Origin of the sequence: Gramella sp. Hel_I_59 (genome assembly GCF_006714895.1) — a bacterium.
Taxonomy (GTDB): Bacteria; Bacteroidota; Bacteroidia; order Flavobacteriales; family Flavobacteriaceae; genus Christiangramia.
Genome location: NZ_VFME01000001.1, coordinates 839,159 through 861,796, shown reverse-complemented (window position 1 = coordinate 861,796; position 22,638 = coordinate 839,159). Strand labels below are relative to the sequence as shown.

Annotated in this window: 21 protein-coding genes; 7 read left to right on the top strand and 14 right to left on the bottom strand. The window is 39.4% G+C overall.

The genetic code is table 11. From position 1 onward, the window contains the following. Positions 1–246 precede the first annotated feature (246 nt). Positions 247–825 (top strand): DUF2911 domain-containing protein, encoded by a 579-nt coding sequence (locus JM79_RS03920; RefSeq protein ID WP_141876899.1) that lies wholly within the window; start codon positions 247–249, stop codon positions 823–825. Positions 826–876: 51 nt separating this feature from the next. Here JM79_RS03920 and JM79_RS03915 read toward each other — a convergent pair whose 3' ends face one another. After that, positions 877–1,509, bottom strand: a complete 633-nt coding sequence (locus JM79_RS03915; RefSeq protein WP_141876898.1) for a 7-carboxy-7-deazaguanine synthase QueE — start codon at positions 1,507–1,509, stop codon at positions 877–879. 116 nt (positions 1,510–1,625) lie between these two features. Here JM79_RS03915 and JM79_RS03910 point away from each other — a divergent pair, with 116 nt between their 5' ends. The 6 genes from JM79_RS03910 to JM79_RS03885 all read left to right on the top strand — a co-directional run bounded on the left by JM79_RS03910 (position 1,626) and on the right by JM79_RS03885 (position 6,952). Further along, positions 1,626–2,888, top strand: a complete 1,263-nt coding sequence (locus tag JM79_RS03910) for a D-alanyl-D-alanine carboxypeptidase (RefSeq protein ID WP_141876897.1) — start codon at positions 1,626–1,628, stop codon at positions 2,886–2,888. A 49-nt stretch (positions 2,889–2,937) separates the two neighbouring features. Continuing rightward, positions 2,938–3,990 (top strand): LD-carboxypeptidase, encoded by a 1,053-nt coding sequence (locus JM79_RS03905; protein ID WP_141876896.1) that lies wholly within the window; start codon positions 2,938–2,940, stop codon positions 3,988–3,990. Next, positions 3,987–5,510: a helicase HerA-like domain-containing protein gene (locus JM79_RS03900; RefSeq protein WP_141876895.1), complete on the top strand. Its 1,524-nt coding sequence runs from the start codon at positions 3,987–3,989 to the stop codon at positions 5,508–5,510. The genes JM79_RS03905 and JM79_RS03900 overlap by 4 nt, the downstream gene beginning before the upstream one ends. Positions 5,511–5,525: 15 nt before the next feature. Then, positions 5,526–6,083, top strand: coding sequence for a hypothetical protein (locus JM79_RS03895; RefSeq protein WP_141876894.1), 558 nt, complete (start codon positions 5,526–5,528; stop codon positions 6,081–6,083). A gap of 1 nt (position 6,084) precedes the next feature. Then, positions 6,085–6,681: an inorganic diphosphatase gene (locus JM79_RS03890; RefSeq protein ID WP_141876893.1), complete on the top strand. Its 597-nt coding sequence runs from the start codon at positions 6,085–6,087 to the stop codon at positions 6,679–6,681. Between the two features lie 73 nt (positions 6,682–6,754). Next, positions 6,755–6,952: a hypothetical protein gene (locus tag JM79_RS03885; protein ID WP_141876892.1), complete on the top strand. Its 198-nt coding sequence runs from the start codon at positions 6,755–6,757 to the stop codon at positions 6,950–6,952. A gap of 69 nt (positions 6,953–7,021) precedes the next feature. On the opposite strand, the gene ftsZ is transcribed toward JM79_RS03885, so the two are convergent. Genes ftsZ through mraZ form a run of 13 tightly spaced genes read right to left on the bottom strand, consistent with a single transcriptional unit; the run spans position 7,022 to position 22,514 of the window. Then, positions 7,022–9,013 (bottom strand): cell division protein FtsZ, encoded by a 1,992-nt coding sequence (gene ftsZ, locus JM79_RS03880; RefSeq protein WP_141876891.1) that lies wholly within the window; start codon positions 9,011–9,013, stop codon positions 7,022–7,024. Positions 9,014–9,046: 33 nt separating this feature from the next. Further along, the gene (ftsA, locus tag JM79_RS03875) at positions 9,047–10,405 is read right to left on the bottom strand and encodes a cell division protein FtsA (RefSeq protein ID WP_141876890.1); all 1,359 of its coding nucleotides are present in this window, start codon (positions 10,403–10,405) and stop codon (positions 9,047–9,049) included. Between the two features lie 3 nt (positions 10,406–10,408). Then, positions 10,409–11,125: a cell division protein FtsQ/DivIB gene (locus JM79_RS03870; protein WP_141876889.1), complete on the bottom strand. Its 717-nt coding sequence runs from the start codon at positions 11,123–11,125 to the stop codon at positions 10,409–10,411. Next, entirely contained in the window at positions 11,115–12,473 is a 1,359-nt protein-coding gene (murC, locus tag JM79_RS03865; RefSeq protein WP_141876888.1) for a UDP-N-acetylmuramate--L-alanine ligase, read from the bottom strand. The genes JM79_RS03870 and murC overlap by 11 nt, the downstream gene beginning before the upstream one ends. Then, entirely contained in the window at positions 12,473–13,570 is a 1,098-nt protein-coding gene (gene murG, locus JM79_RS03860; protein WP_141876887.1) for an undecaprenyldiphospho-muramoylpentapeptide beta-N-acetylglucosaminyltransferase, read from the bottom strand. The genes murC and murG overlap by 1 nt, the downstream gene beginning before the upstream one ends. After that, positions 13,567–14,775 (bottom strand): FtsW/RodA/SpoVE family cell cycle protein, encoded by a 1,209-nt coding sequence (locus JM79_RS03855; RefSeq protein ID WP_141876886.1) that lies wholly within the window; start codon positions 14,773–14,775, stop codon positions 13,567–13,569. The genes murG and JM79_RS03855 overlap by 4 nt, the downstream gene beginning before the upstream one ends. Before the next feature lie 29 nt (positions 14,776–14,804). Beyond that, positions 14,805–16,139, bottom strand: a complete 1,335-nt coding sequence (murD, locus tag JM79_RS03850; protein WP_141876885.1) for a UDP-N-acetylmuramoyl-L-alanine--D-glutamate ligase — start codon at positions 16,137–16,139, stop codon at positions 14,805–14,807. Between the two features lies 1 nt (position 16,140). Further along, positions 16,141–17,373 (bottom strand): phospho-N-acetylmuramoyl-pentapeptide-transferase, encoded by a 1,233-nt coding sequence (mraY, locus tag JM79_RS03845; protein ID WP_141876884.1) that lies wholly within the window; start codon positions 17,371–17,373, stop codon positions 16,141–16,143. Further along, entirely contained in the window at positions 17,373–18,839 is a 1,467-nt protein-coding gene (locus JM79_RS03840; RefSeq protein ID WP_141876883.1) for a UDP-N-acetylmuramoyl-L-alanyl-D-glutamate--2,6-diaminopimelate ligase, read from the bottom strand. Before JM79_RS03840 ends, mraY begins: the two co-directional genes overlap by 1 nt. Beyond that, positions 18,839–20,830 (bottom strand): penicillin-binding protein, encoded by a 1,992-nt coding sequence (locus tag JM79_RS03835; protein WP_141876882.1) that lies wholly within the window; start codon positions 20,828–20,830, stop codon positions 18,839–18,841. The genes JM79_RS03840 and JM79_RS03835 overlap by 1 nt, the downstream gene beginning before the upstream one ends. A gap of 7 nt (positions 20,831–20,837) precedes the next feature. Then, positions 20,838–21,155 (bottom strand): FtsL-like putative cell division protein, encoded by a 318-nt coding sequence (locus tag JM79_RS03830; RefSeq protein WP_141876881.1) that lies wholly within the window; start codon positions 21,153–21,155, stop codon positions 20,838–20,840. Positions 21,156–21,160: 5 nt separating this feature from the next. After that, positions 21,161–22,057 (bottom strand): 16S rRNA (cytosine(1402)-N(4))-methyltransferase RsmH, encoded by an 897-nt coding sequence (gene rsmH / locus JM79_RS03825; protein WP_141879168.1) that lies wholly within the window; start codon positions 22,055–22,057, stop codon positions 21,161–21,163. Further along, positions 22,044–22,514 carry a division/cell wall cluster transcriptional repressor MraZ gene (gene mraZ / locus JM79_RS03820; protein WP_141876880.1) on the bottom strand — a complete coding sequence of 157 codons (471 nt, stop codon included), beginning with the start codon at positions 22,512–22,514 and terminating at the stop codon, positions 22,044–22,046. Before mraZ ends, rsmH begins: the two co-directional genes overlap by 14 nt. Positions 22,515–22,638: the final 124 nt, after the last annotated feature.

Here is a 22,638-nt window from a genome sequence, read left to right as displayed (position 1 = left end):
TTATTATTAAGAGACAAATATGGGCTGAAGCTATATAAATGAAAACATAATATCCAATAATAATTATATTTGAAAAGTTAGAATTAAAACTTACATATCAAATGGTAGTATATCATTATAAATTTTAAACTTTTCTTCCATTTGTAAACCTCAGCTAAAATTTTAACAGCATATTGGTGCTTCTTTAACAATTCACACCTCTCTGCGTCTTATCTTTATACTAACTAAAATTCAAATATTAGAATTATGAAAAAATTGATCATAAGTGGTTTAAGTGCAATGTTTTTCTTTGTTGCAAGCCCTATTAACGCACAGGATGATGATAAGGTAAACTACTCTAAGGAAGAACTTAAGTTTTCCAAAGTAGATGCCAGTCCAATGGATCTTGCTCTTTACAGAGATAAAGATGACGCAGCAGTCGCCAGAGTTATTTATAGCCGACCACAAAAAAGAAATCGTGAGATCTTCGGTAAACTGGTACCTTATGGTGAAGTTTGGAGAACAGGAGCGAATGAAGCAACTGAAGTTACTTTATACAAAGACATGAAAGTTGCAGACGCTACGGTAAAAGCTGGAAATTATACTTTATACACGATCCCAGGCGAAAAGGAATGGACTGTCATTCTTAACAGCAAAACCAACACATGGGGTTCTTATGAATATACAGACAAGGAAGATCAGGTAAGAATTAATGTGCCAGTAAGAAAGGCTCCTAATACTATCGAATCTCTATCTATGGCTTTTCAGGAAGCTAAGAATGGTGCAGACCTTCTTATTGGATGGGACAACAGCTATGTAAAAGTTCCATTTAAGAATGCTAACTAAAATTTAGTACTGCAGCTTATAATAAAAAAAACGCCCTATCGGGCGTTTTTTTTATGGTATGTTCAAATATTTATGGGTTTGTAGCGATACTTTCCACTGTGGATTTTCCATTACATAATCCACGATCATCGGAATCACTTTATCGCGGTTGCTCCATTCAGGTTGTAAGTATAAGATACAGTTCTCACTTACTTTCGCCGCCTGCTCTTCAGCAAATTTCAAGTCATGTTTATTAAAAACAATAACTTTAAGCTCATTGGCCAACGGATAAATCTCCTCGGTTGGCAATTTGATTTTCTTTGGAGAAAGACAGATCCAGTCCCATGTACCCGTAAGCTCATAAGCTCCCGAAGTCTCAATATGAATATCACAACCTTGTTTCTTAAGATTTTGAGTCAGAGCTGTCATATCCCAGGTTAATGGTTCACCTCCCGTAATCACAATAGTTTTACTGTGTCGGGTAGCATTCTCAACAATTTCTCCAACATGCGTAGGCGGGTGAGTACTGGCATCCCAGCTTTCCTTCACATCACACCAGTGACAACCTACATCACAGCCACCAATCCTAATAAAATATGCAGCCGTTCCCTTATGGAATCCCTCACCCTGTATTGTATAAAATTCTTCCATTAGCGGAAGCATTATTCCTTTATCAACCAGGCTCTTTGTCTCTTCTGAAATCATAGCCGGCAAAGATAATCATTATACTTCAGGATAAATAACCTTTGTTTTTTGAGTTTGCGATCCATCGGTTTAATTGTAAGTATGATAAAGTATATATTTAAGTCAAAAATTTTAATATGCGCCTGAAGGTCTTCATAGCAGTTTTATCCATTCTCGGCCTGAGTTCATGTGCTACTGGCTTATCGCGGAAAACAACCGAGTTTGAGAATTTTCACCATGGATTTACCGGGATCGTAATTTTAGATGCAGAGACTGGCAAAAACATCTATCGGTATAATGCCCACAAATCTTTTACTCCAGCTTCGAACACCAAAATATTAAGCCTTTATTCGGCTATAAAATCCCTGGAGGACAGCATCATAACATTTAGATACCGGAAGACGGACGACTCTCTAATCTTTTCAGCCACCGGAGATCCTGAATTACTGGATTCAGAAGTATCTTCTAATTCGCCGTTACAATTTCTACTGAATTCTAAAGATTCTATCTATTATCAAAAAGCTAATTGGAAGCAGAAAATTTATGGTGCAGGATGGAGCTGGGACGATTTTGAATATGCCTTCTCTCCTCAAATATCTGCAATCCCGATTTACGGGAATACAGTAAGTTTTACGATGGAGAATGAGCATCTTAAAGTTTCTCCGGGAATTTTCACCAATTATACCCGAACTATTAATTCTGAAAAACTGGAAAAGCTTAAGGGAATGAATCAATTCAGAGTTCCGCAGAAACTTCAGAAGAACGATACTCTAAGAATTCCTTTTGAAACTTCAGAAGAATTAAGCATCAGTATCCTTGAGCAAGAAATTGGACGAACTATAAAAACCATTCCACCAGGACCAAAAGCCAGTCATATTATAAAATCTGTGGCTTCCGATAGTCTTTACAAGCAAATGATGCATACCAGCGATAATCTAATTGCGGAACAATTACTTATCATGATTTCAGAAAAAATAACGGATACTATGAGCACTGAAATCGCTATAGATCATGCAAGAAATAAACTTTTTAAAGAACTGCCTGACGAATTCCAATGGATGGATGGGTCAGGTTTGTCAAGGTATAACATGAATACTCCAGCTAACTTAGTCACCATTCTAAAGCGTTTATTGGATGAAAAAGGTGAGGCCTGGGTTTCGACTATTTTTCCCACGGCTGGAAAGCATGGAACTCTTGCAAACTTGCTAACTGATGAAAAAGCATTTGTATTTGCAAAATCAGGAAGTTTGAAAAATAATTATAGTCTTAGCGGCTACCTAAGAACGAATAGCGACCGACTTTTAATTTTCAGTATTATGAATTCGAATCATATGAGTTCTGCAAAAGAGATCAAAGCTGAAGTTTCAAACCTACTTATCCACATTAGAAACAACTATTGAATTTTAGAAGTTCCAAATATTCCCTATTTTCGAGACAGTATATATACCTATGAAAAGACGCAATTTTGTATACGGCCTGGGACTTGCCGGTTTAAGTATTCCCCTACAATCATTTTCAGGAACTGCAGAGCGGCAAATTTCAACTAATAAAAAACTTCTACCGAAAAGACTTTCGAAAGGAGATACTATTGGAATAACAAGTCCTGCAGGAGCAATTTTTGACACTGAACCTTATGAGATCGCCCGGGAAAACCTGGAAGCGATGGGACTAAATGTGAAGTTTGGAGAATTTGCAAAAAGCAGGTACGGTCACCTGGCTGGCACCGATGAAGAACGCGCTTCAGAATTGAATCAAATGTTTGGTGATCCTGAAATTGATGCGATCATTTCACTTCGGGGTGGTTCTGGAGCTGCAAGAATTATAGATAAACTTGATTATGAGCTCATTCGTAAGAATCCGAAGATTTTCATAGGCTACAGTGATATTACAGCATTGCATCTTTCGATCTACGAAAAAACTGGTTTAGTGACTTTTCATGGACCTATGGCAAGCTCTTCATGGAATACTTTTAATTACGATATTTTTCACCGGTTGCTATTCGAAGGAGAAATGATCGAATATACCAATCCTGAAAATTTAAACTTTCTTGAAGTCCAAACTGGCAATAGAATAAGAACTATCAATAATGGTAACGCCCAAGGAGAATTACTAGGTGGAAATCTATCTGTACTTACCTCTATTATGGGAACACGTTATTTCCCTACTGACTGGTCGAATAAGATCCTGTATCTTGAAGATATAGGGGAAAAAATCTATGCTGTAGACAGAATGATGTCCCAACTTAAACTTGGTGGCATACTGGATAAAATCTCAGGATTTGTCTTTGGAAAATGTACAGGCTGTGATCCTGGCGGAAGTGGCTATGGCTCACTTACCATGGAGGAAGTTATAGATCATTATATCAAGCCTTTAAATATCCCCGCATTCTCAGGTGCAATGATTGGTCATATAGATGATAACAGCACCATCCCTAACGGAATTGAAGCTGAAATAAACAGTAACACCGGCACTATTAAATTATTAAAACCTGCAGTTAAATGACCACATCAGAAAAGTTTGTAGATCACATATCTTCGGAATATAGCACTAAAGGTGACTATATATATCTGGGCGCAGGAATGCTCGACGAACAAGTTTTTGCCGATGCTCCGGTAAAGATTCCCTTAAAAACAATGAACCGCCACGGACTAATTGCAGGAGCTACAGGGACCGGAAAATCAAAGACCTTACAGATCCTTGCTGAAAACCTATCTCAGAAAGGAGTGCCGGTTTTACTGATGGACGTAAAGGGAGATCTTAGTGGAATCGCGAAAACTTCAGAAGGAGCCACTTTTATAGATGAGCGTCATGAAAAACTTGGATTTCCATTCTCTCCAGATGCTGCACCGGTAGAAATGCTAAGTCTTTCAGAACAGGATGGAGTAAGACTTAGAGCTACGGTCAGTGAGTTTGGACCAGTGCTATTATCCAGAATACTGGATTTAAATGATACCCAATCCGGGATCATGGCGATCATATTCAAATATTGTGATGATAACCAACTGCCACTTCTGGACCTTAAGGATCTCAAAAAGATGCTTCAATACACTACTGAAGAAGGTAAGGAAGAGATCAGTAAGGAATACGGTAGAATTTCAAGCGCTTCCACAGGTGCTATTCTTCGGAAGATCATTGCACTGGAACAACAAGGCGCAGAGCAGTTCTTTGGAGAAAAATCTTTTGAAGTAAACGATCTTTTAAGAAAAACATCAGACGGAAAGGGATACGTGAATATTTTGAGGCTTACCGATATTCAGGACAGGCCAAAATTATTCTCAACATTCATGCTTTCTTTACTTGCTGAAATTTATTCAACCTTTCCAGAGAAAGGTGATATGGATAAACCTGAACTTGTTTTATTTATTGATGAGGCACATCTTATTTTTGATGAAGCTACAGATGCATTGCTTGATCAAATTGAAAGTATTGTAAAACTGATACGTTCCAAGGGCGTTGGACTGTACTTCGTTACTCAGAATCCGGCCGATGTTCCTGAAGAAATTCTGGGACAGCTGGGACTTAAAATTCAGCATGCTTTAAGGGCTTTTACGGCAAAGGATCGAAAGGCTATTAAACTTGCTGCTGAAAATTATCCGATTTCAGAATTTTACGATACCAAAAATATGCTAACCTCGTTAGGTATTGGAGAAGCCATGGTTTCAGCATTAGACGAAAAAGGAAGACCTTCTCCTCTGGTAGCGACCATGTTGCGCGCACCAATGAGTAGAATGGATATATTAAGTGATTCAGAATTAAGACAAATCAACAAAAATTCTGAACTTGCCCGAAAATATAACGAGGAAATTGACCGCGAAAGTGCTTACGAGATCCTGAATAAAAAGATCGAAGAAGCAGATCGTGAAGAAGCGAAACAACAGGCTAAAGAACAGCGAGAAAAAGTAACAAAAACCAGTAGCCGTCGTAAAAGTGGACGTTCCCGTGAAGGTGCGATTATCAAAGTGCTAACCAGTGCAACTTTTATACGCGGCGTAATGGGAATATTGAATAAATTTTTAAAATAAAGGAAACCGAAATCTATGTATAAAAAAGCTCTAATCTTTCTAGGCCTTTGCGCCGCGATGGTATCATGCACGAGTGATGAAGAAAATCCATTTCTAATAACTCCAACGCAAGTGGGACCTTTGAAAAAAGAGGTTAAGATCAACCAGTTAGATAGTATTTTCCAAAATGACAGTATCGTAAGACAAACGAGCGGTCCTGACGACTTTCGTTCTACAGACGAGATCAAGATCTTTGGTGAAGATGGTGCAGCTTTAATGAGCCTGGAACCATTGCAGGAATTTGACTCTACCAGTACCATTGGATATATCCGCATACTTGATGCCCGTTACGAAACTAAAAACGGACTGAATGTGAATAGCACCTTCAAGGATATCATGGAAAACTATACGATTTCGAGGATTGAGAATACGATAAATTCTGCCGTAGTATTTCTGGATGAGATCAATGCTTACATTACAATAGACAAAACACAGTTACCGTCCAATCTCCGTTATGATACTGACAGTAAGATCATGGCTTCGCAAATTCCAGATGATGCAAAGATCAAATACTTTATGATCTACTGGAACTAGAATGAGAAAGTACCTGCCTATTCTTATTTTAATATTGATTGCATCCTGCAAATCCAGGCAGGACTTGCTAGCTACCAGTTTACATTCAGAAAATGGTCATTACCAGGCAGTGATCGAAATACCAGCAGGCACGAACGCTAAAGTAGAATACGATAAGAACTTAAGACTTTTTAGTACTTCCCTTCGTAATGGCAAGGAAAGGATTATTGATTTCCTTGCTTACCCTGCGAATTATGGGTTTATACCTTCTACATATTCAGATCCCGCGAATGGAGGTGACGGTGATGCTCTGGACATTATGATTCTTAGTAGCACACTGAAATCTGGAGATATCGTAGAATTCGTTCCAATTGGCATGATCAAAATGATAGATGCGGGCGAAGAAGACTTTAAAATTATTGGCGTCCCAGCCAGAAGAGAATTAAGAACAATACAGGCTGAAAATTACCAGCAACTATCCGAAAATTATCCTGGAGCACTGAATATTCTGGAGACCTGGTTTTCAAATTATGATCTGGAAGACAATACGGTAATTCAAGGTTGGGGTGATGAAAAGGATGCAATCAAAGAAATAGAAAGACTTCGGTTAAAATTGTAAAGTTTGTTAATATTGATTTCTGAATAAATTAAATAGATACTTTTAATTCTGATAACCAATATTTTAATGTCTTATGATTAAAGTTTTAGCAATGATTATGACCGTTGGTGGTGCGATCGCACTGGTAATGGGAGTCTTAGGAATCTTTGGCAGTATAGCACTTATGTTAAGCCCCTGGGCACTTACCATCCTGGGATTTGTATTCTTCGTAGCAGGAATTTCCATGCTTAAATATCGAAGAGATACAGATGAAGTTCCCGCACGAAAGTAATAAGTTCGCAAAATCTGAACATAAAAAAAGCTGCCCTTGGGCAGCTTTTTTGTTTAACTATGGTGACTCTTAATCAACATTATCATGTAAGAAAGAATTGTTCTTTCTAAAATGCAATTCGTTATTATCATCCTGCTCGATACTTGTTCTGGAAAGTTTACTTTCGCCAGGCTTCGAATTATTTAACTCGATTCCAGCTCTTTTATAAGCCGGCTGCTTTTCGATCTCATCGATCTGTGCTGAACCAGTCCTAAACTTGTAATTGAACTCCTTCATTTTGGCTTTACGCTCTGCTGTACGTTGACGCACAACTTCAGAAGAAATTGGATTGTCGAATGGATCATGCTCATCATTGTCATTCTCTCTTGAAGGAGCCGGAGCTACAGTCTTTTTCTCAAAAGCTACTGTTTCATCCTTTTCTTCTTCTTTTTCAGGAGCTTTGGAACTTTCAAGTTGTTGCTCCATTTCCATATAATCATCAAGACTATATCGCTTTACTCCCGTGGCAGAATTTTCGGTTACAGGAACAATCTCAACATGTTCGTTCACTCGTATATTTCTTGCAGACTCTTCCTCTTCTTCGTTTAAAGAATGACGCTTTACCTCTTCTTTATTTTCTGAAGTCTGTTTTTTCTCTTCCTTCTGATTCATCGGAATATCGAAAGTAAACATGAATTGTTCTTCACTTTCAGATTTACCTTCTTCAGATTCCTTAAAATTTTCGGTATCTAGTGTTTCCGAAGTATCATTGATGATAAACTCTTCAGGATTCACTTCCTCATAGATAACATCAAGCTTTCTTGCGAAATCTGGTGTTTTGTAAATATCTTCTACCTTCTTCTGAATTTTACCAACCTCGTCTACTTCCTCTACATTTTCGTCAAGCGTGTGAACGATCTTTTCTTCCTTTTTCGGTGCTTCAAATTCTATCTGAGCATCTTCAATATCATCATTCCTATCCTGAGATACTTCAGAAACAGAACCAGTTCTTTTAGCGATCAACTCCTGCTCGGCTCTTTGCTCGTCTTCCAGAGTATGAATGATCTTTTTAGTTTCAGTATTAGTAATCTCATTTTGCTGTTCTACATCGAAACCAGTAGCGATAATAGTTACAGCAATAGAGTCTTCAAGGGATTCGTCTTCACCAACACCCATAATGATGTTGGCACTATGTCCAGCTTCAAGCTGAATATGGTCATTGATCTCTCCAATTTCATCGATAGTGATCTCCTCGTTACCAGATACAATAAGCAGTAAAACATTTTTGGCTCCGGTGATCTTATTATCGTTTAGTAATGGCGAATCAAGTGCTTTCATGATCGCATCTGTAGCTCTACTGGCTCCTGAAGCCTGGGCAGAACCCATAATCGCAGTTCCAGAATTACTCAATACAGTCTTCGCATCGCGAAGGTCAATATTCTGAGTATAATGGTGCGTTATAACTTCTGCAATTCCTCTGGATGCAGTTGCCAACACTTCATCAGCTTTCGAGAATCCGGCTTTAAAACCAAGATTTCCATAAACCTCACGAAGTTTGTTATTATTGATCACAATTAGTGAATCTACATGCTTACGTAGTCTTTCAACTCCTAATTGTGCCTGTTCGTTTCTGTTTCTTCCCTCGAACTGAAATGGAATGGTCACGATACCAACCGTTAAAATATCCAGTTCTTTTGCCTGTTTGGCAATTATTGGAGCAGCACCAGTCCCGGTACCACCACCCATACCTGCAGTGATAAAGATCATCTTGGTATTGGTATCCAACATTTGCTTAATTTCCTCAAAGCTTTCTACTGCCGCTTTCTCACCGATCTCAGGGTTCGCTCCTGCTCCAAGTCCTTCAGTTAAAGTTACCCCTAACTGGATCTTGTTTGGAACCGAACTGTTCTCCAAAGCCTGGGAGTCGGTATTACAAACAACAAAATCAACCCCTTTTATTCCTGCCTGGAACATATGGTTAATGGCGTTGCTTCCTCCACCTCCAACTCCAATCACTTTGATGACGTTCGATTGGTTTTTTGGTAAATCGAATGAGATGTCTCCAAATTCTGTACTGCTCATAAACTCTGTTTTACTGGTTGTATTGTATCTATTTTATTCTGCATTGTCTAAGAAATCCTTGAATTTCTCTGCCCATTTATCAAAGATGCTTTTTCGAGCAACCTTATTGGAAGAGGGCTCTTCCCTGTAAGTATCATACTCATCATCGTCCTCATCATGATTTTGCTCATCAACCTCATCTTCTACCATTTGGTTTTTAGAGAGCACAACTTCCTCCTGATACTTATTATTCCCTTTTTCAAGGCTATTCATTACCAATCCAACTGCCGTAGCATATACCGGACTGGTGGTTTCTGAATCATTATTCCCGGCCAGATGTTCGTTAGGATATCCTATTCTTGTATCCATTCCCGTGATATATTCTACCAGTTGCTTAAGATGCTTCAACTGAGCACCACCTCCGGTAAGAACAATTCCTGCAATCAATTTTTTCTTTTGTTCATCGTGACCGTAATTCTTGATCTCCAGGTAAACCTGGTCGATGATCTCTACTACTCGTGCATGGATGATCTTGGAGAGATTCTTCAAAGTGATCTCCTTCGGCTCTCTTCCTCGTAAACCTGGGATAGAAACGATCTCATTATCCTTGTTTTCACCAGGCCATGCAGATCCAAATTTGATCTTAAGTAATTCTGCCTGCTTTTCAATAATTGAACATCCTTCCTTAATGTCTTCAGTAATAACATTTCCACCGAAAGGAATTACCGCAGTATGCCTGATGATTCCATCTTTAAAAATGGCAAGATCTGTCGTACCACCACCTATATCGATAAGTGCCACACCTGCCTCTTTTTCCTCCTGGCTAAGAACTGCATTTGCTGATGCCAGAGGTTCCAGAGTCACTGCTGAAAGTTCCAGACCGGCACTTTTTACGCATCGACCAATATTTCTGATCGAAGAAACCTGTCCAACAACCACATGAAAATTAGCTTCCAGTCTTCCCCCGTACATCCCGATAGGCTCTTTAATCTCTGCCTGTCCGTCTACTTTAAATTCCTGCGGAAGAACATGAATGATCTCTTCTCCCGGTAACATAACCAGTTTATGGACCTGGTTGCACAACGTATGAATGTCTTCAGAATCTATGACTTCATCAGGATTCTGCCTGGTGATATAGTCACTATGCTGAAGGCTTCGAATATGCTGTCCCGCAATTCCAACTACCACTTCACTGATCTTTAAACCGCTATCGGCTTCTGCTTCCTGTATTGCCTGCTGAATAGACTGGATCGTCTGGGTGATATTATTCACCACTCCGCGATGTACGCCCAGGGATTTTGATTTTCCTATGCCTACGATCTCTACTTTTCCGTACTCATTCTTGCGGCCGATCATAGCCACAATCTTGGTAGTTCCAATATCTAATCCTACTGCAATATCGTTCTGTTCCATAAACTATTTTTTCGTGCACACAACCTGATCTCCAAATTGTAGGTTCACTTTTTTGTAGGTATTTAATTTCTTATCCTTCGTAGCCTTTTTGTAAAAGGCTTTAAAATTGTTAAACTTCAGATCTATCTTTGTAGTATCTCCAAAATAAACTTGAAAATCATTCTCTCTAAGTTCTAAAGCATAAGCTTCAGCATTTAAACGAGTAATTCCCGTTATATGTTTCCTTAGAAAATCATCATTCTGAATATAACTTACGATCCCGTAAACTTCAGCTACAGTACTTCCATCAAATCCGAACATTAGCGGCACTCTAGCCGAGTAATATTCTGATAATGGCATGATCTCTCCGTTTCTATCCAGGTAAAATGAAGAATTTCCAGCTACCCTGCCTATAGGCTTTCTCTGACTTACGGTCGCTTTCAATTTTCCGTCGAGTGTTAGAAATACTTCTGCATTTTCAATCATGTCGTGATCGTTCAGCATAGCTTCCACTCTATTCAAATCTAAAGTTTCTTTATCTATGCTCGAGACACTGTCGTTAGATTGTATTAACAATTTATTAACCACTTCCTCAGTCACATAGAGGTTCTCAGTCTCGGTAAAACTAACCTTGATATTGGTTAATTTTCTGTTCTTATGGCGATGTTCTGCAAAACCATAAAGCCCTCCTATTAGCAGGATTAAAATTAAAGGCTGTATAAACTTTAGACTACGCTTCATTCTGTAAGGCTTTTTGAACAGATTCAACTTCATCTCCAATATCGCCAGCGCCCATCATTACTACAACATCTGCATATTCAGACCTTATAGAATCAATAAGATCATGTTTGCTAACAAGTCTCTTGTAATCATTTTCTATTTGTTCCAGTAACCAGGCTGAAGTGATGCCATCGATTGGGGTTTCTCGCGCGGGATAAATATCCATGAGAAAGACCTTATCAAATTCTGAAAGGCTGGAGGCAAAATCTTCAGCGAAGTCACGGGTACGGCTAAACAAGTGGGGTTGAAAAACCGCAAGAACAATTTTGTCGGGGTACATAGCACGAACCGCCTGATGTACTGCAGAAATCTCTGTAGGATGATGAGCATAGTCATCAATTAGCACCAGTTTATCGGTTTTAATCTTATAATTGAATCTACGTCTTACACCTTTAAAAGAATATAAAGCCCTGGCTAGATCGATGGTTGGGGATCCGTATTCGATCGCCATCGCCAGGGCTGTTATAGCATTCAGCAAATTATGATTGCCGGGTAGATTAAATCTTAAATTTTCTATAGTTTGAGAAGGAGTCTTTAGATCAAAGACATAAGTACCATTCTCAATTTTTACGTTCTTAGCTGAATAATCACTCGCATCATTTATGCCAAGTGTCTTTCCGCTTAGAGATAATTTTTTATTAACGAATAAAGTGCCGTTTTCAGGAATCTTTGCAGCAAATTCCTTAAACGATTTTTCCAGTTCTTCTTTACTTCCGTAGATATCAAGATGATCTGCATCCATAGAGGTAATTGCCGCGATGTTGGGAGAAAGCCGAAGGAATGAACGATCAAACTCATCTGCTTCTACTACTACGACCTCATCGCCCTGCATGATCAGGTTTGACTGAATATCTTCACTAATTCCGCCCAGGAATGCAGTTACTTTCGCGCCAGTTTCTTTAAGCAAATGACCTAAAATAGCGGTTGTGGTAGTTTTTCCGTGAGTACCAGCAACGGCCAGGCAGTATTTATTAGCAGTAACCATTCCCAGCAATTCAGATCTTTTAACTACCTGGAATCCTTCCTGCTGAAAATAACCAAACTGTTTATGATCCTTTGGAACGGCAGGAGTATACACCACGAGACTATTTTCCACATCCTCTAAAATATTTTGTGGAATAGTCTCAACCTCATCTGCATAATTAATAACAATCCCTTCCTGCTCCAGTTCTGCTGTAAGTTTTGAAGGTGTACGATCATAACCACAAACCTTTGCACCCTTCGCCTGGAAATATCTGGCGAGCGCACTCATCCCAATTCCACCGATACCGATGAAATAAAAATGTTCTATGTGATCAGGATTCTTCATTAGTTTCTTTCTATAAGCTTTTCTACTTCGTTTACTATATCTGATGTTGCGTTAGGCAGCGCCAGTTGTTTTATATTTCTTGAAAATCTTTCCAGTCTTCTTTCATCTTTTAGAAAGCTGAAAAAGCATGGATCAAATTTTTCTGTAAGTTCATCCTCAGTAATCATCAATGCCGCATCATGATCTGTTACCGCCATGGCATTTTTTGCCTGATGATTTTCAGCAACATTAGGGGAAGGGATAAACAATACAGGTTTTCCCACTATGCATAATTCTGAAACGCTTCCAGCTCCAGCTCTTGAAATGATCACATCTGCAGCTGCATAAGCCAGGTCCATACGATTGATATATTCTTTTGCGACCACCTTATCTGAAGCGTACTTTTTATAATCTGAATAATATAGTTTCCCAATTTGCCAGATTAATTGCACATTTTCCTGTTCGAATCTTTTTAAATAGGTTTCAATAAGTTTATTGATCCTTCTTGCACCTAGACTTCCGCCTAGAATAAGCACCGTCTTCTTTCCAGGCTTCAGTTTAAAATATTCCTGAGCTTCGTGCCTTAGTGTATTAACCTTAAGCAAATCCTGTCTAACCGGGTTTCCAGTAATGACAGTTTTTTCCGCAGGGAAATAATTCTTTACTTTTTCATAGGCTGCACAAATAACACTTGCGTTCTTAGCTAGTATTTTATTGGTGATACCTGGAAGACTATTTTGTTCCTGAACCAGCGTTGGGATATTCCTGGAGATCGCTACACGCAGTAATGGTCCGCTAGCAAATCCACCAGTACCAATGACTACATCAGGCTTAAATCTCTTTACGATTTTTCGTGATTTTGAGATACTGCTAATTAACTTAAAAGGAAAAGATAAGTTTCTAAGACTTAGGGAACGATCGATCCCAGTGATCCACAGACCTTCGATTTTATAACCAGCCTGAGGCACCTTCTCCATTTCCATACGGTCCTTTGCACCTACGAATAATATTTCAGCTTCTGGATGACGATTTTTGATCTCATCTGCAATAGCGATCGCAGGATAGATATGTCCACCTGTTCCGCCACCTGATAATATAACTCGCATGTTCTTCTTCATATCGCTTCGCTCAAAATATCCAGAGGATTCTCTTCCTCGCCATTCAGGCTCTCATTTTCGAATTCTTTAATTTCTTCTCTTTTAGCACTTACACTCAGTATAATTCCAAGTGCGATGCAAGTCATCCAGATGGACGTTCCCCCACTACTAACCAGCGGCAAGGTTTGTCCCGTTACCGGAAATAATTCCACCGCAACACCCATATTGATAAGCGCCTGGAAAACTATAGGTAATCCTACACCCATCACCACCAGTTTACCAAATATGCTACTCGCTTTGGTAGCAACGATCACAATCCTGAATAACAGAAGCAAGTAGGCTAGCATCACTCCAAAAGCTCCTATCAACCCCATTTCCTCCACGATGATCGCGTAAATAAAATCTGAAGAAGATTGTGGTAGAAAATTTCTTTGTACACTTTTACCAATTCCAGTTCCTGTAATACCACCCTGAGCGATCGCAATTTTAGCTTTCTCTACCTGGTATTGCTCATCTGCTTCCTCTCCATCGAAAAAGGTTTCAATTCGGCTGGACCAGGTATCGACCCTGTTGGGTAATAAACCTGGAAATGCTTTAGCTGTAAGCACGAAAATACCCAGCATTACAATACCGACACCAACAATGGCTGATAGGTATTTGATAGGATAACCTCCTAAAAACATCAGTATCAGCGTCATGACAAAAATGATCGCCGTTGTGGAGAAATTGGCCGGCAAAATTAGCACTAATACAGCGAAAACAGGCGCCCATAGCGGAATTATTGTCTCCTTAAATGTTACTTTTTTCTCGGTGATCTTGGAGAGATATCTGGCAACATAAACCATCAAAACGACCGAAGCCAGAGTTGAAGACTGGAAGGACACATTTAATACCGGGATACGTATCCATCTACTGGCATAAGCACCATCAATGGTAGTTCCCTGGGCAATTGTGAAAATCAGCAAAATAATTACAATAGGGAGCAGTAAAATACTTATTCCCCGAAAGTAATGATAAGGTATTTTATGTACCGCGAATAACAGGCAAAAACCAAGTAGCAAATGAAAAAAGTGCATGATAAGAAATCCGGTAGTACTACCATCTCCGTGGAGATAGGCCAGATTACTACTGGCACTGTACACCGGCAAAAAGGAAAAGATCGCCAGCAAAGCTGCTACCGCCCAGATCACTTTATCACCTTTTAAATTTGCAAATACGTTGCTCATTATACGCTATTCAATAATTTTATTAATTCTTATAGATTACGCACGGCATTCTTAAACTGTCTGCCTCTGTCTTCATAATTTTCGAATAGATCGAAACTCGCACATGCCGGAGACAACAACACATTATCACCTTTATCTGCTAATCTGTAAGCCATTTTAACTGCCTCATCCATGGACCCGGTTTCTACCAGGTTCTCCACTATGTTTCCAAAAGCACTTTTGATTTTCTCATTGTCAACTCCTAAGCAAATAATCGCCTTCACTTTTTCGTTCACTAAAGGAAGCAGGTCATCATAAACATTGCCTTTATCCACACCTCCAAGGATCCATACTGTTTCAGATTCCATACTTTCCAATGCGTAATAAGTTGCATTTACATTGGTCGCTTTGGAATCATTGATATACATCACATTGTTGATCTTTAACACCTTTTCAAGACGATGTTCCACACCCTGAAAATTAGCCATGCTTTCTCTAATAGTCTGCTTTCTAATTCTAAGCAACTGAGAAACGGTGGCCGCAGCCATTGCATTCTTGGTGTTATGTTTGCCCTGTAGGGATATATCTGATGTTGACATAGTAAACTCGGTATTATTTATTTTTATAACAATGTTTGTATCTTCTAAGTAAGCGCCGTTTTCAAGTTTCTTTTCCATTGAAAATGGTAGCTTTTGTGCTTTCACAGGATTTTTCTCAAGCCATTCTGTGATCACTGGATCATCTGCATCGTAGATGAAATAATCTTCGGCTGTTTGATTCTTTGTTATTCTGAATTTTGATTCTATATAATTTTCAAATTTGTAATCATAGCGATCTAAATGATCTGGCGTAATGTTGGTTAAAATGGCAATATGCGGTTTGAAATCTTCGATTCCATCCAGCTGAAAACTGGATAATTCAAGAACAAACCAATCATGCCCGTCTTCAGCAACCATTTTCGCATAGCTGTTTCCAATATTTCCACCCATTCCTGAATTCACCTCGCCACTCTTCAGTAAATGTTGAATCAGGTTGGTCACTGTTGTTTTACCGTTGCTTCCTGTAATCCCGATCACAGGAGTTTCAGAAAACCAGGAAGCGAATTCAATTTCTGATATAACAGGAATATCATTCTTCCGAAGTTTTACAACAAGTGCAGCAGTATCAGGAATACCAGGGCTTTTCATCACCACATTCGCATTCAGGATCTTTTCTTCTGTATGTTTCTCATCTTCCCAATCAATCTCCAGTTTTGTAAGAACATCACGGTACTTATCCTTGATCCTTCCTTTATCTGAAAGAAAAACCTCATAGCCCTTCTCTTTTCCGAGAATTGCCGTACCAACTCCACTTTCTCCACCTCCAAGTATGACCAGTCTTTCCATCCTAGCGTACTTTTAAGGTGACGATCGTAAGTATCGCAAGGAAAATTCCGATAATCCAGAATCTTACTACGATCTTACTTTCATGTCTGCCTTTTTTCTGATAATGATGATGAAGAGGTGACATCAAAAATATCCTTCTTCCTTCACCAAATTTTCTCTTAGTCCATTTGAACCAGCCTACCTGTAGTACTACTGAAAGATTTTCCACCAGGAAAATTCCACATAGTAATGGTATCAACAATTCCTTTCTTGTGGCGATCGCAAGCACTGCGATAATTCCACCAATGGTCAAACTTCCAGTATCTCCCATAAAAACCTGGGCTGGATATGTGTTATACCAAAGAAAACCGACTAAAGCACCGGCAAAAGCCGTTATAAATATTGTCATCTCACCAGACCTTGGGATGTACATTATATTCAGGTAATCTGAAAATATGATGTTACCCGAAACCCAGGCAAAGATCCCTAGTGTTAGCACAATAATAGCCGATGATCCAGCAGCGAGTCCATCGATACCATCAGTAAGATTCGCCCCGTTAGAAACTGCCGTTACTATAAAGATCACGATAGGAATAAATATCAGCCACGCATAGTTTACAAGGTCTGCATCTATCCAGCTTATTAAACTGGAGTATTCAAATTCGTTGTCCTTAACAAACGGAATGGTGGTACTGGTATCCTTTACTTCCGGACCCATATCCACAACCTCAGCTCTAGCTATCACATTTTCAGTAGGATTAGTGTCTGTAACTACTTCCTTTGTAGTTATCTGTGGATGAAAATACATGGTACATCCTACAATTAGTCCAAGTCCAATCTGGCCTATTACTTTAAAAATTCCCTTTAATCCTTCTTTATCTTTCTTAAATGTCTTGATATAATCATCCAGGAACCCGATCGCACCCATCCATAGGGTGGTAATAATTAATAGGATGACGTAGATATTTTCCAGCTTGGCGAACAGCAAAACAGGGATTAGCGTCGCCACTATGATGATCACACCTCCCATGGTTGGGGTACCAGCTTTTTCTGTCTGACCCTTCAATCCAAGATCTCTAACGCTTTCACCTATTTGTTTAGCTCTCAGGTAATTGATAATGTGTTTTCCATAGATCGTAGAAATTCCCAGCGATAATATGATCGCCATTGCAGACCTGAATGACAGGAACTCAAATAACTGGGCTCCTGGCAGCTGATATCTATCTTCTAAAAATTTAAACAGGTAATACAGCATTATTTATCCAGAGTTTTTAGAAATTCCTTTACAATTTTGAGGTCATCAAAATCAAGTCGTTCTCCGTTTACCTCCTGGTAAGTCTCATGACCTTTCCCGGCAATTAATATAATATCGTTGTTTGTAGCCATCTGGCAGGCAGTTCGAATTGCCTGTTTGCGGTTGGTTACACTCATTATCTTTTTGAAGTTCTGTGGTTCTACTCCAGCTTCCACATCCTCGATGATCTTATCAGGATCTTCGGTTCTTGGGTTATCGCTGGTAAAGATCACTTTGGTACTTAAAGCAGATGCAATGTGCCCCATCTTTGGTCTCTTCGTATTGTCCCTGTCTCCACCACAGCCTACCACCGTGATCAAATTTTCATTCTTGGTGCGAATACTGTTGATGGTCTCCAATACATTCTTAAGCGCATCGGGTGTATGTGCGTAGTCAACAATTGCTGTTACCTTTTCTTTTTCTGAAATTATATACTGAAACCTTCCACTAACAGAACTCAATTCACTTATAATTCGAAGTGTTTCCAGGGTTTTTAAGCCTAATAATTCCGCAGTAGCATAAATCGCAAGAACATTATAAGCGTTGAAAGTACCTATCAGTCTGGACCATAATTCCTGATCTCTTACCTTCAGAAGCAATCCTGTAAAATTATTCTCAAGGATTTGAGCCTGGTAATCTGCATAGGATTTTAAAGCGTAACTGTATTTCTTCGCTTTTGTATTTTGAAGCATTACATCACCATTCTTATCATCGATATTGGTAAGTGCAAAAGCTGAAGCTGGCAATTCATCAAAAAACCTCTTTTTCACATCACGGTATTCTGCAAAGTCTTTGTGATAGTCAAGATGATCGTGCGAGAGGTTCGTGAAAATTCCACCTTCAAATTTTAGAGCAGTTGTACGATGCTGATCAATTCCATGTGAACTCACTTCCATAAAGCAGAATTCTACACCGGCATCATTCATATCGCTTAGATGTGAATTGATACTTATGGAATCTGGAGTCGTTCGAATGGCGGTACGTTCTTCACTTCCAACCATGATCTTCACAGTAGAAAGTAGTCCGCATTTGAATCCAGCTTTAGTAAACAGATCATATAGCAAAGTCGCAATGGTTGTTTTCCCATTGGTACCCGTAACTCCCACCAGTTTTAAGTTTTCTGAAGGGTTCTCGTAATAATTAGCTGAAATATATGCTAGCGCTCTCTTGGAATCTGCTACCTCAATATAAGTGACGCCATTAACTTTTTCCTTCGGAAGTTCCTCACATACAATAGCAAGCGCTCCCTGATTTTCAGCATTCTTGATATAATCATGACCATCACTTAAGCTTCCTCGAATGGCGATGAAAACATCATTTAGAGAAACTTTTCTGGAATCAAAATGAATATCGCGTATAGTTACCCCGGTATCTCCGGAAACCGACTTAATATTCACTTTATAGAGTATGTCCTTTAAAACCTGCATTAACTCAATTCAAGATTTACGATCGCGTTATTACTTAATTTTTTTCCTGCCGAAACAGATTGTCTTTTCACTACTCCTTTTCCATTCAAACGAACCTGTATCCCGAGATTCTCAAGGATAGAGATCGCGTCCATTGCCGGCATCCCGGTAACATCTGGCATCAGCATTTTTTCATCCTGTATGCTTGCGTAGTAAGTATCAAAGTCGGCCTGGATATCCTCGTCTTCAAAATCAAGATTTTCCAGCTCATCCATCACCGGTGTATCTGTATAGATCTTTCTGGCGATATCTTTAAAAACAGGAGCTGCTACGATATTTCCGTAATATCCTTTTCTTCTGTTTGGCTTATGAATTACCACGATACAAGAGTATTTAGGATCTTCCGCAGGAAAATATCCGGCGAAAGAAGCTATATATCTACCTGGTTCTATCCAGTATTCGGTCTGACATGTTCCTGTCTTACCAGCCATCGAAAAGTTTTCAGTATAAATATTGGCAGCTGTGCCGCGCTCAACCGTATTCTTCATCATCTCACGAACCTTGGCAGCAGTCTCAGGAGAACAGATAGATGGATTCATCACCTGCTTATCCATTGTAATAATAGACTTGTCCCGATCTTTCACTGCCTTGATAAATCGCGGCTTGATCATTTCACCATCATTTGCGATTGCATTGTAAAAAGTTAGCGTTTGCAAAGGCGTAATTGCCACCCCATAACCAAAGGCCATCCAGGGCAAGCTTAATCCATTCCATGATTTGTCCTGAGGGTGAGGAATTCGGGGAGAGCCCTCACCTTTAATTTCAAGACCAATCTTATCATTAAGACCCATGTCGTATAATCTATCTACGAATCTGGAAGGGTCATTCTTATAACCTTCAGTGATCATTTTGGTAAAGGCTGTATTAGAAGACAATTCAAAAGCCTTCGCCACCGAAATTTCACCATAACCACCATGATGTGAATCACGTACAGGGCGACCGTAAAACCGTACCACACCTTTTTCTGTATCAATAACCTGGCTGGTATCCACTACCTCATCCTCGAGCGCAGCTACCATCGCCATTAATTTAAATGTAGAACCAGGTTCGTGAGCCTCGTAAACGGCGTAATTTCTTTTTTCAAAATAAGTACCGTCTTCTGTACGTCCTAGATTTGACATTGCTTTGATCTCGCCGGTTGCGGTTTCCATAACCACTACAGTCCCGTGATCTGCCTCAAAATATTCTAATTGACGTAATAAAGAATGATGCGCGATATCCTGAATATTTACATCGATGGTAGAAATAACATCATAACCATCTTTCGGCTCCATTTCGTTATTATCACTAATAGGTTTCCATTGTCCTTTGGCGATCTTCTGCTTTAAACGGCGACCATCTGTTCCTCTCAGGTAGTTACTAAAAGCTCCTTCCAAACCGACACGGGTAAAATATCCATTCTCATCCCTGCGCTCATAGCCAACGGTTCGTTCCCCCATTTTACCAAGCGGATGCTCTCTAACCGTGCTTTGTTCGGTAATCATTCCACCTTTGAAAGCACCTAGATTGAACATGGGAAAACTCTTGATCTTCACATATTCTGAGTATCCAAGATTCTTAGCGATCAATACATAGCGCTGTTTATTTGCGCGCGCTGTTCTTAATTTTTGAGAATAATAGGAAGCAGAACGCCCTAACATTTTTGAAAGTTTAGCAGACAACTCTCCTATGTTCTCTTCAAAATTTTTGTCTGAAACAGTTACAGCATCAAATCGAATGTCATATTTGGGAACTGAAGTAGCCAGTAGATTTCCATTTGAATCGTAAAGATTCCCACGATTCGCAGGAATTTTGAAATTTCTTAGAGTGCGCTCTTCCGCGAGACTTTTGTAATGTTCACCATGAACAAACTGAATATTCAGCAATTTAACCCCTACCGCAATTGCGAAGAGGAACAGGCAGCCGGCCACGAAATACATACGATTCAGGATGCTTTTTTCTGTTGTTGCCATTTAAGGTTTATTCTTTTATGATGACTCTAATTTTGTTCGGTGGCGTATCAGACGGTCCAATTCCTTTACCCGACATAGATTCGGTGATAGTGGATTCCATTTTGATCTTCATAAGATCTGATCTTCGTTCAATATGCTCACTTCTCAACTCCTTCACTTCTGTGCTTAATCTTGCGATCTGGTGCACCTTCTTTTCTGCATTGTGAGAACTGGCGATCATGATAATTGCCAGAACGGTACAATAGACGATGAACCGCCAGTTTTTTACAGCATCTTCGCTAATAAGAAAATTAGCCTTGAGTATATTGTAAAACCCTTTCTTCATAATTCTTAAAGCTTACGCGCCACTCTTAATTTGGCACTTCTCGCCCGGTTATTTTGTTTTATCTCAACTTTCGAGGGAATGATGAGTCCGCTGGTTTTCCTGAACGGGACATCTATATTACCATACATGTCTTTCTCCGGTTCTCCTTCAAACAATCCACTCCTTATATATCGCTTTACCAACCTGTCTTCAAGAGAGTGGTAAGAGATCAAACTTAGCCTTCCGTCTTTACGGATCACTTCTTCAGTTTGCTGAAGGAACTCTTTGAGCACTTCAATTTCCTGATTCACTTCTATACGAATTGCCTGATAGATCTGCGCCAGTATTTTATTTTCCTTTCCGCGGAACAAATGCGGCTTCAATAGATCCTTTAGCTGCTCACTGGTTTCTATAGCTCCATTCTTTCTTTCTTCTACAATGGTACGGGCAAGTTTGGGTGCGTTTTTCAAATCTGCATACGCATAGAACAACTTCTTCAGCTGCTCCTCTTCGTATTCATTAATGACTTCGTATGCACTTAACTTATCACCCTGGTTCATTCTCATGTCCAGCCTGGCATCGAATCTGGTTGAAAAACCCCTTTCGGCTTCATTGAACTGATGTGAGGAAACACCAAAATCGCCAAGAATTCCATCAACTTGCTTTACTCCGTAGAACCTTAGAAATCTCTTCAGAAATCTGAAGTTCTCATTGATAAGTGTAAAACGCTCATCATCTATCTTGTTCTCAAGCGCATCCTTATCCTGGTCGAAAGCGTATAATTTTCCGGCAGGTCCCAGCCTGCTTAAAATCTCTCTGGAATGACCACCACCTCCAAAAGTCACATCTACGTACACCCCGTCTGGCTGGATATTCAATCCATCTACAGATTCCTTTAAAAGAACAGGATTATGATAGTCCATCATGCTCATCGTTACCCATCACTTCTTCAGCAAGACTTGCAAAGTCATCATCTGAAGAATCTTCAATGGCGTTTTCATATTTATCTTTATCCCATATTTCTACGATGCCAATCGCAGAAGAAAGAACGATCTCCTTATCAATTCCGGCAAAACCTATTAGATCCTTCGGAATTAAAAGACGACCATTCGAGTCTACTTCCACTGTTTTCACACCGGCCGTAAACCTTCTTATAAAATCATTGTTTTGCTTTTTAAACCTGTTCAGTTTATTGATCTTCGTCATCATGATATCCCATTGCTCCATGGGATATAATTCCAGACAAGGTTGAAAAACTGATCTTTTGATCACAAAACCATCCTGTAACATTGGAGTCAATTGCTTTTTCAATGCTGAAGGAACCATTAACCGGCCCTTAGCATCTACTTTACATTCGTATGTTCCAATGAGATTTACCACGATCTGACTTTATAAAGTCAAATATATTGAAAATAATACCACATTTTACCACTTTCTACCACAATGTTGATAAGTTTTACCACCGTATGTGATTGAAAACCTTTGAAATAGCTCTATTTCCTTA